Consider the following 12,697-nt stretch of genomic DNA (forward strand, 5'->3'; position numbering starts at 1 on the left):
GCCCGTCGTCACTGCCTTGTCTGATTTCCCGGTGCCGGCTCGATGCCGGCATTTTCAACTTCGACAGGTCGCGACCATGGCTGTCAATTTCCCCTCGATCGATCCCGCCCAACTTCATCCGGTCGCCGGCGTTACGCTCGGCTGGGCGGAGGCGAACATCCGCAAGCCGAACCGCAAGGATCTGCTGGTCGTGTCCGTCGACGAAGGGGCGACCGTGGCGGGCGTGTTCACGTCCAACCGGTTTTGTGCGGCGCCGGTGACGGTCTGCCGCGCGCATCTCGCACGCGTGCGCGAGGGCGGCAGCGGCATTCGCGCGCTGGTCGTGAACACCGGCAACGCGAATGCGGGCACCGGCGAGCCGGGGCTCGCGCATGCGCGCGAGACCTGCGTCGAACTGGCGCGGCTCGCTGGCATCGCGCCGGAGCAGGTTCTGCCGTTTTCGACGGGCGTGATTCTCGAGCCGCTGCCGATCGATCGCCTGAAGGCGGGGTTGCCCGCCGCGCTCGCGAATCGTCGGGCAAGCCACTGGCACGAAGCCGCGCAAGCGATCATGACGACCGATACGCTCGCGAAGGCCGCGTCGCGCCAGGTCATGATCGACGGGCACACGGTCACGCTCACCGGCATCAGCAAGGGCGCCGGCATGATCAAGCCGAACATGGCGACGATGCTCGGTTTTCTCGCGTTCGACGCCGCCGTGTCCCAACCGGTCCTCGACGCGCTCGTCAAGCACGTGGCGGACCGCTCGTTCAACTGCATCACGATCGACGGCGATACGTCGACCAACGACTCGTTCATCCTGATTGCCTCGGGCAAATCGAGCCTGCCGCCGGTTACCTCGACGGATTCGCCTGCCTACGCGGTGCTGCGCGACGCGGTCACCGAACTCGCGCAGACGCTCGCGCAACTGATCGTCCGCGACGGCGAGGGTGCGACCAAATTCATCACGGTGCACGTGGAAGGTGGCGCGAACGTGGCGGAATGCCGCCAGATCGCGTATGCGATCGGCCACTCGCCGCTCGTCAAGACCGCTTTCTATGCGTCCGACCCGAACCTGGGCCGGATTCTCGCCGCCATCGGCTATGCCGGCGTGACCGATCTCGACGTCGGCAAGATCGATCTGTACCTCGACGACGTACTGGTCGCCAGGGCCGGCGGCCGCAACCCCGACTACCGCGAGGAAGACGGCCAGCGCGTGATGAAGAAGGCCGAGATTGCGATCCGCGTCGTGCTGGGCCGCGGCGACGCGCAGGCGACGATCTGGACCTGCGATCTGTCGCATGAGTACGTCAGCATCAACGCTGACTATCGTTCCTGAGTCATCGAGCCGTCTGCGCTCACGTCCCTTTTCAGGTCATGGATAAACTCGAACAGTTTCTGTCGCGCGCCGAGAATGTGCTCGGCCGTCTGGAAGCGATGCTTCCGCCCGCCGCGCCCGAGATCGACTGGTCCGCGGCGATTGCGTATCGCTGGCGCAAGCGCCAGGGGCGCGGCTACCTGCAGCCGGTGCCGGCCATCTCCACCATCACGCTCGGCGACCTGCAGAACATCGACCGGCAGAAAGGCCTGATCGAGCAGAACACGCGTCAGTTCGTGCTCGGCAATCCGGCCAACAACGTGCTGCTGACGGGCGCGCGCGGGACCGGCAAGTCGTCGCTGATCAAGGCTTGCCTGAACGCGTATGCGAAAGACGGCTTGCGGCTGATCGAAGTGGACAAGGATGACCTGCACGACCTGGGCGATATCGTCGATCTGATCGCGCAGCGCCCGGAGCGCTTCATCATTTTTTGCGACGATCTGTCGTTCGAGGACGGCGAGTCGGGCTACAAGGCGCTGAAGGTCGCGCTCGACGGTTCCATCGCCGCGCAGTCCGACAACGTGCTGATCTACGCAACGTCGAACCGCCGGCATCTGCTGCCCGAGTACATGAGCGACAACGAGTCGTACCGGCACATGCCCGATGGCGAGATTCATCCGGGCGAGGTCGTCGAAGAGAAGATTTCGTTATCCGAGCGGTTCGGCCTGTGGGTCAGCTTCTACCCGTTCAAGCAGGACGACTACCTGACGATTGTCGGCCACTGGCTGCAGCACTTCGGCTGCAATGCCGCCGAGGTCGAGGCCGCGCGCGGCGACGCGCTCGTCTGGGCGCTGGAGCGCGGCTCCCGCTCGGGCCGTGTCGCATGGCAGTTCGCGCGCGACTGGTCGGGACGCAAGGCGCAGGCATGACAGGCGCATCGAGCGCATCGAGCGCATCGGGCCCGTCGGGCCGTCCGGTCACGGAAGTGGCCGTCGGCGTGCTGGTTCAGCCGGATGGACGCTACCTGCTCGCGCAGCGGCCCGCCGGCAAGCCCTACGAAGGTTACTGGGAGTTTCCGGGCGGCAAGCTGGAGCCGGGCGAATCGGTCGAGGCCGCGCTGGCGCGCGAGTTGCACGAGGAACTCGGCATCGAGGTCGACGCGAGTCACCGGTGGCATACGCTCGAACACGATTATCCGCATGCGTACGTGCGCCTGTATTTCTGCAAGGTGACGCAGTGGCGCGGCGAGCCTCATGGACGCGAGGGCCAGGCGTTCGTCTGGCAGACGCTGCCGGCGGACGTCGCGCCGCTGCTGCCGGCGACGATCCCGGTGCTCGAATGGCTTGCCGCTGAGAAGCGCTAGATCAATGCGGCGTGGATTCGCCGCTGCCGGTATCGTCAGAGGGCGTCGGTTCGTCCGGATTGCCGATCCGGTACTTTTCGGCGGCCCACGCGCCCATGTCGATCTGCTTGCACCGTTCGGAACAGAACGGGCGGAAGCGGTTTTCGGGGACCCAGCGCACTTCCTTGCCGCAGGTCGGGCATTTGACGACGGTGATCATTCGTTCAGACAGTCGGTGGACGACGGAATCGGTTGAGTGGGGGAAAGGCCGTTCTCGGGGCTACAGGCTGCACAGCGTGAGCTGGAACGGTACGTCCACGTCGACCGCGCGCGGACGCAGATCGCCGTCCTGGACCGTAAAGCGCACCCACAGCATGTATTTGTTCGCGCTCGCTTCCGGGATGACCCGCAATTCCGGTGCCACCCGCACCTGCATCAGCTGGTACGTGCGACCGGACAGCATCTGCTGATAGCTGCCCTGCATCGCCATCACTTTCGACGCCTGGCCGGATTCGCGCGCGAGGCGCAGCACGATCGCCGCGGCATCGCGCAGCGGCAGCAGGGGGGTTACCCACTTGGCGATATCCTGCCGGCGCTGCTCGGCGTGGGACTGCTGCCAGGCGTAGTACGACGGCAGGTCGAACTTGCAGGTGCCGCCCGGGATGATCGCACGGCTGCGGATACTGGCCAGCCACTCGTTGTCCGCCAGATGCTGGCCGGTTTTGCCTTGCATCTGGGACAGGCCGGCGAGGGTTTGTTCGATTTCGCCAAGCACTGCTTCGAGCGCATTCTGTTCGATACCCGGATTGCCGCGGAAGGGGGCCAGCGTCTGGCGCTGCCGCTCGAGCTCCTTCATCAGATCCGATTTCAGATCCGCGCGCCCGGCGACCTCGGCGATTTCGAACAAGGTGGTCAGCGCGACATGGTGCTCCCGCGGATCTTCCTGAGTCAGAAAGAACGTGAAGCGCTCGAACAGGTCTTCGAGGCGCAGCAGCGTCCTGATTCGCTCGTTGAACGGATACTCGTAAAGAATCAAGCGGGCTCGCCTCGGGCGTGGTCGGTGACAGGAATGCAGGACATTCTAATGCTGTGGGACTACCCTAGCAATCACACACTATTTCGGCTCGCTTTGGGGCATTTTCAAGCGTGTTTTGCGATGGTTCGGGCACGGGCACGCGCGTGTTCTACGTGCTCGCCAACGTCAGATAGCGGTGATGCAGCACCTCCACCTGTGCACCCAGCGCATCGGGCGATGTGTGCTCGTTGACGATCACGTCGTCGGCGGCTGCGAGCCGCGCTTCGCGCGTCGCCTGACGAGCGATGATCGCGACGACCTGCTCGCGGTCGAAGCCGTTGCGCCGCATCACGCGGGCAATCTGCGTTTCGACGCCGCAATCCACCACCAGCACGCGGTTCACGCGCGCTGTCCAGCTGCCGGATTCGACCAGCAATGGCACGACGAGCATCACGTAAGGGCCCTGCGCGCTCATCCGCGCCCGCTCGGTTTCGGCGCGGATGAGCGGATGCGTGATGGTTTCGAGGCGGTGGCGCGCGGTTTCGTCGCTGAACACGAGCGAGCGCATGCGCGCGCGGTCGAGCGAGCCGTCGGCGGCGATAAACGCGGCGCCGAACTCGGCCGCGATCTGCGGCATGGCGGCGCCGTTCGGCGCGGTGATCCGATGCGCAATCAGGTCGGTATCGACGATGACGGCCCCGCGCGCCGCAAACAGGTCCGCGACGGTCGACTTGCCGCTGCCGATGCCGCCTGTGAGCCCCACTGCGAACATGCGTCAGCCTCCGAGCGCGAGATAGAACGGGGTGCCGGCGAACAGCGTAATGGCACCACCCGCGGCCAGAAACGGGCCGAACGGCAGCGGTTCCGCGAAGCGCATGCGTCCGCGCCAGGTTGCCGCGAGCCCGAACAGCGCTCCGGTCACGGCGGCGATCAGCATGATCTGCGGCAACGCGGCCCAGCCGAGCCACGCACCGAGCGCGGCCAGCAGCTTGAAATCGCCATAGCCCATGCCGTCGATACCGCGCACGAGCTTGAACAGCCAGTGCACGGCCCATAGCACCAGGTAGCCGGCGATCGCGCCCGCGACCGCATCGTGCAGATGCGCAAACAGGCTGTCGAAGTTGACGATCAGTCCGGCCCACAGCAGCGGCAACGTCATCGAATCGGGCAGCAGATGCGTGTCGATATCGATTGCGCTCATCGCCAGCAGCGTTGCGCACAGGCCGAATGCGGCGAGGGCGGCGAAACTCGGACCGAACCGGACCCACGCGCCGACCGCGAGAATCGCGCCCGCGATCTCGAGCAGCGGATAGCGCACGCTCACGTGCGCGTGGCAAGCCGAGCAACGGCCGCGCAGCCACAGATAGCTGAGCAGCGGGATGTTTTCCCACGCGCGCAGCACGTGTCCGCAATGAGGGCACGCGCTGCGCGGTACGCACAGGTTGTAACGCGCGGGCAGGCCGTCGTCGGCCGGCGGCTCGCCGGACACGTCGCTGGCTTCGGCGCGCCAGGCGCGCTCGAGCATGATGGGCAGACGGTGCACGACGACATTCAGGAAACTGCCGATCGTCAGCCCGACGAGGATCGCCAGCGCGATCTGCAGGCCGGCCGGCAGCATGCCGAGAGCAGTGCAATAGCCGGCGGCGAGACGGCCGGCATGCAGGGTGGCGTAGGTATCGGGCACGGGCGGGGCGAGGGGCGGCATCGTGTAAAGGGTGTGGCTGCGATCCTACACCACGTTTCCGAGTTGAATGATGGGAAGATACATCGCGATGACAAGGCCGCCGACCAGTGCGCCGAGCACCGCGATGACGAGCGGTTCGCACAGACTGGAGAGCGTGCCGATCTTTTCGTCAACCTGACGATCGCTTAGCGATGCGACGTCGATTAGCATGGTGTCTAGCGCGCCCGATTCCTCCGCGATCGCGATGGGCTGCACCACTTCCGCAGGGAAGCAGGATTGCGCCTGCATCGCGGCGGCGAGTCGCTCGCCGCGGCGAAGCCGCGCGGCAATCGCGACGGACGCGCGGTCGAACAGCGCATTGCCGGTTGCGTGAGTCAGGGAGTCGAGCGCGTCGGCGAGCGGGGTGCCTGCCGAGAGCAGCGTGCCGAGCGCGCGGCTCCAGCGTGCCGCGCACAGCGTCGACAACAGCGGGCCGGCGATCGGCAGATGCAGTGCAAGCCGAGCTGCGGCGAGGCGCGCGGGCGGAGAGCGTCGCAGCACCCACGCGCAGGCGAAGCCGGCCGCGCTCGCGACGACAAGCGCGGGCACGCTCCAGCGCGCCGCGGCGGCCGACAGCGCGAGGACCACGAGGGTGGGCGCGGGCAGGCGTGCGCCGAAGCCGTCGAAGATCTGCTTGAACGTCGGCACGACCCAGATCAGCAGCGCAGCGGTGATCGCCACGGCGAGCAGCAGGATCGCGACCGGATAGGTCAGCGCGGCTTTCACCTTTGCGCGTTGCGCTGCCGCGCGTTCGCGGTCGTCCGCGAGGCGTGCGAGCACCGTGGGCAGTGCGCCCGCCGCCTCGCCGACTGCGACGAGCTGGCAATAGAGCGCGTTGAACGGCAGCGGGTGACGCGCCAATGCCGCGGAGAATGCGAGACCGCTCGTGATGTCCCGCGCGAGGGCGCGCACGATGCGCGCCATACCCTGCTGGCGCGGCGCGCCCGCCTGCGCGAGCAGTTCGAGCGACGGCGCGAGCGGCAGACCGGCGCGCAGCAGGCTCGCCAGTTGGCGCGTGAAACGGGTCACGTCCGCGCCGCGTGCGCGTGGGCGCGGTGCGGGTCCGCGGGCAGCCAGCTCGACGACGAACAGCTTGTCGCGCTTGAGCATGGCACGGGCGCTGGCTTCGTCGGGCGCGATCAGCGTGCCGCGGCGCGTGATGTTGGCGGCATCGACGCCGCGCCACGCAAAGCGCAGTTCCGGCGCCGCAGTACCTGCTGATCCCGTGCTCATGCGGCCTCGGTGGCGCTTAGCGCCTCGGCGAGGCTCGTCGTGCCGTCGCGCACCCGTGCGAGTGCGGCCGCGCGCAGCGTGCCGACACCTTCGGCGGCGGCAAGACGGGTCAGCGCCTGGGTGCCGGCGTTGGCGACGACCAGCTCACGCATCGGATCCGAGACCGGCATCACCTGGTGAATGCCGACGCGCCCCCGGTAGCCGATGCCGTGGCACGCGTCGCAGCCTGCCGCGGCGTAGGGATGCCAGCCGTCGCACTCGGCGTGCGCAAAGCCTGCCGCATGCAGCGCGGCGCGCGATTGCGGCGCCGGGGTGCGGCACGCGGTGCAGAGCCGCCTGACGAGGCGTTGCGCGGTGACCATGCGCAGCGCGGCGGCGAGGTTGTACGGTGCGACGCCGATGTCGATCAGGCGTGCCACTGCAGTAGGCGCGTCGTTCGTATGCAGCGTGGAGAGCACGAGGTGACCCGTCTGGGCGGCTTTGACGGCGACGTCCGCGGTTTCCTCGTCGCGAATCTCGCCAACCATGATGACGTCCGGATCTTGCCGCAGGAGCGCACGCAGCGCCACCGCGAACGTGAGCCCGGCCTTTTCGCGCACGCCGACCTGGTTGACGCCGGCGAGCTGGATTTCAGCGGGATCTTCCACCGAACACAGGTTGCGCTCCTCGCCGTTGAGTTTCTGCAAAAAGCAGTACAGCGACAGGGTTTTGCCGCTCCCCGTCGGACCGGTGACGAGGATGAGTCCGTGCGGTGCGCCGATGGCGGCTTGCACCGTGCCTTGCTGCTGCGGATCGAGGCCGAGCGAGTCGAGCGCGAGCGTGGCGGGCAGGCCTTCGAGTCGGCGCAGTACGAGCTTTTCGCCGAACAGGGTCGGCAGCGAGTTCACGCGGTAATCCTCGAAGCGGCCCGGTGCCGTGTTCATGCGCAGCCGGCCGTCTTGCGGGATGCGCCGCTCGGCGATGTCCATGCGCGCGAGCACTTTCACGCGGGTGACGAATGCATCGCGCAGATGGGCGGGCGGCGCGGGTGCGATCGGATGCAGCACGCCGTCGATGCGCATCCGCATGCGCCAGCCCTGTTCCATGGGCTCGACGTGCAGATCGGAGGCATTGCGTCGCGCCGCTTCGCGCAATGTTTCGGTGAGCAGGCGGACGGCCGGCGCGCCGTCGGCGTCGTCGTGGTGCAAGCCCGCAAACGCGTGCGACGCGCCGGCTGGCGCGCGCACGGCAGCGTCAGGCAGGGACGAAGAAGGGGAAGTCGACATGGAAACCGGCCGTGAGCCGCCTCGGTAACAGGACGGTTCCATCTTCCGGGGAGCGGCGGCGTGCCGCCATTCGGCCGTCCGGCTAACGGCCGGTCCGCTGGTTCACCGCCGTGCGGCTCGGACGGCTTTGCCGGGATGGTGCGCAGCCGGGCGGAAAATCTTCACGGTGCGTACGGCCTGATCGTCGCTGCGCAGTACTTCGAGGCGCGTATCGCCGATCTGCACGCACACGTCGCCGTCGGGAATCTCTTCGAGCATTTCGAGGATGAGTCCGTTGAGCGTCTTCGGGCCGTCGGTCGGCAACGCGAGCTGGAGCCACCGGTTCAGTTCGCGCAGCGGCATGCTGCCGGCGACGATGCATTCGCCGGCGTCGTTCCAGCCGCTGCGCGAGCCGGTGCCGCGCGGTATCGACGTGGTGAATTCGCCGATCAGTTCCTCGATGATGTCTTCCGGCGTGACGAGCCCCTGCATTTCGCCGTATTCGTTGACCACCAGCGCGACGCGCTGACGGGTTTCCTGAAAGAACTGCAATTGCTGCAAGGCCGCGGTGCCGCTCGGCACGAAGTAGGGCTCCGCGAGCAGTTCGCGCAGCGTTTCGCGCTCGAGTTCCTGGTTGTGTAGCGCCGCCAGTGTCTTGCGCACGTGCAGAACGCCGAGCACGCGGTCGATGTCGCCCTGATACACAATCAGCTTGTTGTGATAGCAGGTTTCGAGCTGGTTCAGGATCTGGTCGAACGGCGCGTCGAGGTCGAGGGCCTCGATGCGCCGCCGCGGGATCATGACGTCGTCGACCGAGATGTTCTCGAGATCGAACAGGTTGAGCAGGATGCTGCGGTGCTTGGTCGGCATGAAGCTGCCGGACTCGAGCACGATGGTGCGCAACTCCTCGTTCGACAGGCGCTGGTCGCGCGCGCCTTTCGTATTGATGTGCAGCAGGCGCAGGATGCCGTTCGCAAACAGGTTGACGAACCAGACCACCGGGCGCGTCGCGCGCATCAGCGGCGCGATGAGCAGGCTCGCGGGCAGCGCGATTTTCTCCGGGTACGTCGCGCCGACGATCTTCGGCGTGATTTCCGCGAATACGATGATCAGGAACGCGACAATGCCGGTTGCGATCGACAGCACGAGGCTGTTGCGGCCGAACGTGTGGATCGCGAGCGATGTCGTCAGGACCGGAATGATCGTGTTGAACAGATTGTTGCCGATCAGGATCACGCTCAGCAGCTGATCGGTGCGGGCGAGCAGGCCCTGAGTCGTGCGCGCGCCGAGCGCGCCCTGGTTCGACAGGTGTTTCAGGCGATGGCGGTTGAGCGCCATCATGGCCGTTTCGGAGATGGAAAAGAAGCTGGAGCAGATCAGCAGCAGGAAAACTGCGGCGATCTGCGCCCATAAGGGTAGTTGTTCCACGTGTCGCGTAGAGGCAGGGGCAGGGATGGGGAGACTATAGCAGAGGGCCTTGACGGCTCAACCTGGCCGGATGGCCGGGAGTCCGGGGCCGCGGCGGGCTGCCTGCAAACAGGCGGGCCGGACAAAAACACGGGACGAAAAAAAACCGCGCAACGCTGCGCGGTTTTTCGCAAATCTGGTCGGGGTGAGAGGATTCGAACCTCCGGCCTCTACGTCCCGAACGTAGCGCTCTACCAGGCTAAGCTACACCCCGATCTGGTCCTGCTTGTACTCAACGTGGACTGACTTGGACGTTTGGTCTCGTTCAAGACTGTCTTGTCGTCGAGTAAGAACATAATTCTAGCAGGCTTTCTTTGAAAATGGAATCTGGGAACACAGAAATTGCGGCGGCCGCGGCCTGTGCTTCTTTCTTCGCGCAGTCCAGCGTGTGATCGAGCGCGCCGGAACGCGTGATCGCGTCGAAAATGGTTTCGAACCGGTCGGTGCCGCCGTGCACGATCGCCTCGCGGGCGAGTGCCGCCTGCTCGGGCGTGCCGCGTTCGATCAGGTAGATGAGCGGCAGCGTCGGCTTGCCTTCGCGCAGATCGTCGCCGGCGTTCTTGCCCATCGACTCGGGGGTGCCGGTGTAGTCGAGCCAGTCGTCCATGATCTGGAACGCGGTGCCGATGCGCCGGCCGAACTCCGCCGCCGCAGCCTCGGTCGTCGCATCGACGCCCGCCAGCACCGCGCCGAGTTGCGCGGCCGCCTCGAACAGCTTGGCGGTCTTGTAGCGAATCACCTGCATGTAGCGGGTTTCGTCGACGTCGGCGTCGTGCATGTTCAGCAGTTGCAGCACTTCGCCTTCGGAAATGACGTTGGTTGCCTCGGCGAGAATTTCCATCACCCGCATCTTGCCGACGCCGACCATCATCTGGAACGAACGCGAATACAGGAAGTCGCCCACCAGCACGCTCGCGGCGTTGCCGAACAGCGCGTTGGCGGTCTGGCGGCCCCGCCGCAGATCGGACTCGTCGACCACGTCGTCGTGCAGCAGCGTCGCCGTGTGGATGAACTCCACGACCGCCGCGAGCTCGTGGCGGTAGCCGGTGCGCTCGCCGAGCGCGCCGGCGACGAGCAGCAAGAGCGCGGGCCGCAGACGTTTGCCGCCTGCTCCGATGATGTACTCGGAGATCTGGTTGATCAGCATCACGTCGGACGCCAGACGTTGCCGGATGACGCGATTGACCTGCTCCATGTCTTCGGCGATCGGAGCGAGCAGGCTGGCGGCGTTGGGAGCGGAGGTGGCGGTCGACGACATGATGGCGCAATGGGGTAGTGCCGCGAATTATAAGGCGAATCGCGCCGCCGCCGTGGCACAGGCCGTGAGGCCGGCGCTGCGACGCCCGCCGGGCGGGCCTGCCGCGGCCCCGGGCGGCGCCCGTCGATCGACTTTGACCGGGGCGCTAACTCTATGTATAATCACGGGTTTCCGCGCGCGGTGCGTCGGAAAAATGGACACAGAGTGAGGTTCTCAATGTACGCGGTCATAAAAACCGGCGGCAAGCAGTACAAGGTTGCTGTCGGCGAAAAACTTAAAGTAGAACAGATACCGGCAGACATTGACGCAGAAATCACGCTCGACCAGGTGCTCGCAGTGGGCGAAGGCGAATCGATCAAGTTCGGTACGCCACTGGTCAGTGGGGCTTCCGTCAAGGCTACCGTCGTATCTCACGGCCGTCACGCCAAAGTGACGATCTTCAAGATGCGGCGCCGGAAGCACTACCAGAAGCATGGCGGCCACCGCCAGAACTACACCGAACTGCGCATCGACGCGATCAACGCGTAAGCGCAACGGGTAAGGAGCGATCAAATGGCACACAAAAAGGCAGGCGGTTCATCGCGTAACGGCCGCGACTCCGAGTCGAAGCGTCTCGGCGTGAAAGTGTACGGCGGTCAGGCAATCAACGCTGGCGGCATCATCGTGCGTCAGCGCGGCACGCGCATGCACCCGGGCGAGAACGTCGGTATCGGCAAGGATCACACGCTGTTCGCGCTGACCGACGGCCACGTCCGGTTCTCGACCAAAGGCGCCGCGAAGAAGCACGTGGTGAGCGTCGTCCCGGCAGCAGCCTGAGTCTTTCAGACACGGGCTTCAGGACCGGAAGCAAAAGGCCCCGCGAAGTTGGCGGGGCCTTTTTCATTGGAAGTGCGCGGCGCGGCGGGCAGTGAAGCCGGCTGCGCCTGGCCATTCGGACGATTGGTCAACGCCGGGCGCGCGCGGCAAAATAGCAGCAAACACGGGACGGAGTGACGCATGAAGTTCATTGACGAAGCGAGGATTGAGGTCATCGCCGGCGACGGAGGGGATGGCAGCGCGTCGATGCGCCGCGAGAAGTTCGTTCCGTTCGGCGGCCCCGACGGCGGCGACGGCGGCCGCGGCGGCAGCGTCTATGCGGTGGCGGACCGCAACATCAACACGCTGATCGACTACCGGTATGCGAAAAAGCATCAGGCGCGCAACGGCGAGAACGGCCGCGGCTCGGACTGCTATGGCAAGGGCGGCGACGACATCACGCTGCGCATGCCGGTCGGTACCGCCATCACGGACATGGAAACCGGCGAGCTGATCGCCGATCTGACCGAGCACGACCAGCGCGTGCTGGTGGCGGCCGGCGGCGCGGGCGGGCTCGGCAATCTGCACTTCAAGTCCAGCACCAACCGCGCACCGCGCCAGAAGACCGACGGCAAGCCGGGCGAGCGCCGGATGGTGCGGCTCGAACTGAAGGTGCTGGCCGACGTGGGCCTGCTCGGCATGCCGAACGCGGGCAAATCCACATTCATTTCGTCGGTGTCGAACGCGAAGCCGAAAATTGCCGATTATCCGTTCACGACGCTCGCGCCGAACCTCGGCGTCGTGCGCGTCGGGCCGAGCCGTAGCTTCGTGATCGCGGACATCCCCGGGCTGATCGAGGGCGCGGCCGAAGGCGCAGGCCTCGGGCACCAGTTCCTGCGGCACCTGCAGCGCACCGGATTGCTGCTGCACATCGTCGATCTGGCGCCGTTCGACGAGGCGGTCGACCCGGTCGCGGAAGCCCGGGCAATCGTCAACGAGCTGCGCAAATACGACCAGCAGCTGTACGACAAGCCTCGCTGGCTGGTGCTGAACAAGCTCGACATGGTGCCGGAGGAAGAACGCGAGGCGCGCGTGAACGCCTTTCTCGCCGGCTTCGGCTGGGACGGTCCGGTGTTCGGGATCTCCGCGTTGACCGGCCAGGGGTGCGAAGCGTTGTGCTACGCGGTCTACGACTACCTCGCGCAGCACTCGGATGCGCGGCGCGAGGCCGACGCGGAGGATCTTGCCGCGGACGTGCGCTTTCGCGACGAGGCCGCGGGCGAAGCCCCCGGAGAAAATCCCGCATAACAGGCTGGGCCCGCG

The 12,697-nt window shown here is 66.3% G+C and carries 14 protein-coding genes and 1 tRNA gene; 6 read left to right on the forward strand and 9 right to left on the reverse strand.

The window, feature by feature from the left end; genetic code table 11:
• Positions 1–76 precede the first annotated feature (76 nt).
• From argJ to AC3AP7_RS01040, 3 genes are read left to right on the forward strand one after another with little or no spacing between them, the layout of a single operon-like run.
• Positions 77–1,318: a bifunctional glutamate N-acetyltransferase/amino-acid acetyltransferase ArgJ gene (gene argJ, locus AC3AP7_RS01030; RefSeq protein ID WP_475766487.1), complete on the forward strand. Its 1,242-nt coding sequence runs from the start codon at positions 77–79 to the stop codon at positions 1,316–1,318.
• Positions 1,319–1,356: 38 nt separating this feature from the next.
• The gene (locus AC3AP7_RS01035; RefSeq protein ID WP_475766485.1) at positions 1,357–2,226 is read left to right on the forward strand and encodes an ATP-binding protein; all 870 of its coding nucleotides are present in this window, start codon (positions 1,357–1,359) and stop codon (positions 2,224–2,226) included.
• Complete coding sequence (locus AC3AP7_RS01040; protein WP_475766484.1) at positions 2,223–2,660, forward strand: NUDIX domain-containing protein; 438 nt, start codon at positions 2,223–2,225, stop codon at positions 2,658–2,660. Before AC3AP7_RS01035 ends, AC3AP7_RS01040 begins: the two co-directional genes overlap by 4 nt.
• A 1-nt stretch (position 2,661) precedes the next feature.
• On the opposite strand, the gene AC3AP7_RS01045 is transcribed toward AC3AP7_RS01040, so the two are convergent.
• The 9 genes from AC3AP7_RS01045 to AC3AP7_RS01085 form a co-directional block, all read right to left on the reverse strand.
• Positions 2,662–2,859: a DNA gyrase inhibitor YacG gene (locus tag AC3AP7_RS01045; protein ID WP_475766482.1), complete on the reverse strand. Its 198-nt coding sequence runs from the start codon at positions 2,857–2,859 to the stop codon at positions 2,662–2,664.
• Between the two features lie 60 nt (positions 2,860–2,919).
• Positions 2,920–3,675: a cell division protein ZapD gene (zapD, locus tag AC3AP7_RS01050; RefSeq protein WP_475766479.1), complete on the reverse strand. Its 756-nt coding sequence runs from the start codon at positions 3,673–3,675 to the stop codon at positions 2,920–2,922.
• 148 nt (positions 3,676–3,823) lie between these two features.
• Complete coding sequence (gene coaE / locus AC3AP7_RS01055; RefSeq protein WP_475766477.1) at positions 3,824–4,426, reverse strand: dephospho-CoA kinase; 603 nt, start codon at positions 4,424–4,426, stop codon at positions 3,824–3,826.
• A 3-nt stretch (positions 4,427–4,429) separates the two neighbouring features.
• Positions 4,430–5,359 (reverse strand): prepilin peptidase, encoded by a 930-nt coding sequence (locus tag AC3AP7_RS01060; protein WP_475766475.1) that lies wholly within the window; start codon positions 5,357–5,359, stop codon positions 4,430–4,432.
• Between the two features lie 24 nt (positions 5,360–5,383).
• Positions 5,384–6,610: a type II secretion system F family protein gene (locus AC3AP7_RS01065; RefSeq protein WP_475766473.1), complete on the reverse strand. Its 1,227-nt coding sequence runs from the start codon at positions 6,608–6,610 to the stop codon at positions 5,384–5,386.
• The gene (locus AC3AP7_RS01070; RefSeq protein WP_475766471.1) at positions 6,607–7,875 is read right to left on the reverse strand and encodes a GspE/PulE family protein; all 1,269 of its coding nucleotides are present in this window, start codon (positions 7,873–7,875) and stop codon (positions 6,607–6,609) included. The genes AC3AP7_RS01065 and AC3AP7_RS01070 overlap by 4 nt, the downstream gene beginning before the upstream one ends.
• Positions 7,876–7,977: 102 nt before the next feature.
• Positions 7,978–9,282, reverse strand: coding sequence for an HlyC/CorC family transporter (locus AC3AP7_RS01075; protein WP_475766469.1), 1,305 nt, complete (start codon positions 9,280–9,282; stop codon positions 7,978–7,980).
• A 176-nt stretch (positions 9,283–9,458) separates the two neighbouring features.
• Positions 9,459–9,535: transfer RNA gene (locus tag AC3AP7_RS01080), tRNA-Pro, on the reverse strand.
• Positions 9,536–9,586: 51 nt separating this feature from the next.
• The gene (locus AC3AP7_RS01085; protein WP_475766467.1) at positions 9,587–10,579 is read right to left on the reverse strand and encodes a polyprenyl synthetase family protein; all 993 of its coding nucleotides are present in this window, start codon (positions 10,577–10,579) and stop codon (positions 9,587–9,589) included.
• Positions 10,580–10,795: 216 nt separating this feature from the next.
• Here AC3AP7_RS01085 and rplU point away from each other — a divergent pair, with 216 nt between their 5' ends.
• The 3 genes from rplU (at position 10,796) to cgtA (ending at position 12,682) form a co-directional block, all read left to right on the forward strand.
• Positions 10,796–11,107: a 50S ribosomal protein L21 gene (gene rplU, locus AC3AP7_RS01090; protein WP_006025184.1), complete on the forward strand. Its 312-nt coding sequence runs from the start codon at positions 10,796–10,798 to the stop codon at positions 11,105–11,107.
• A 24-nt stretch (positions 11,108–11,131) separates the two neighbouring features.
• Positions 11,132–11,395 (forward strand): 50S ribosomal protein L27, encoded by a 264-nt coding sequence (gene rpmA / locus AC3AP7_RS01095; protein ID WP_475766464.1) that lies wholly within the window; start codon positions 11,132–11,134, stop codon positions 11,393–11,395.
• 180 nt (positions 11,396–11,575) lie between these two features.
• The gene (cgtA, locus tag AC3AP7_RS01100) at positions 11,576–12,682 is read left to right on the forward strand and encodes an Obg family GTPase CgtA (protein ID WP_475766462.1); all 1,107 of its coding nucleotides are present in this window, start codon (positions 11,576–11,578) and stop codon (positions 12,680–12,682) included.
• Positions 12,683–12,697: the final 15 nt, after the last annotated feature.

Source organism: Paraburkholderia sp. PAMB 6770 (genome assembly GCF_057748135.1).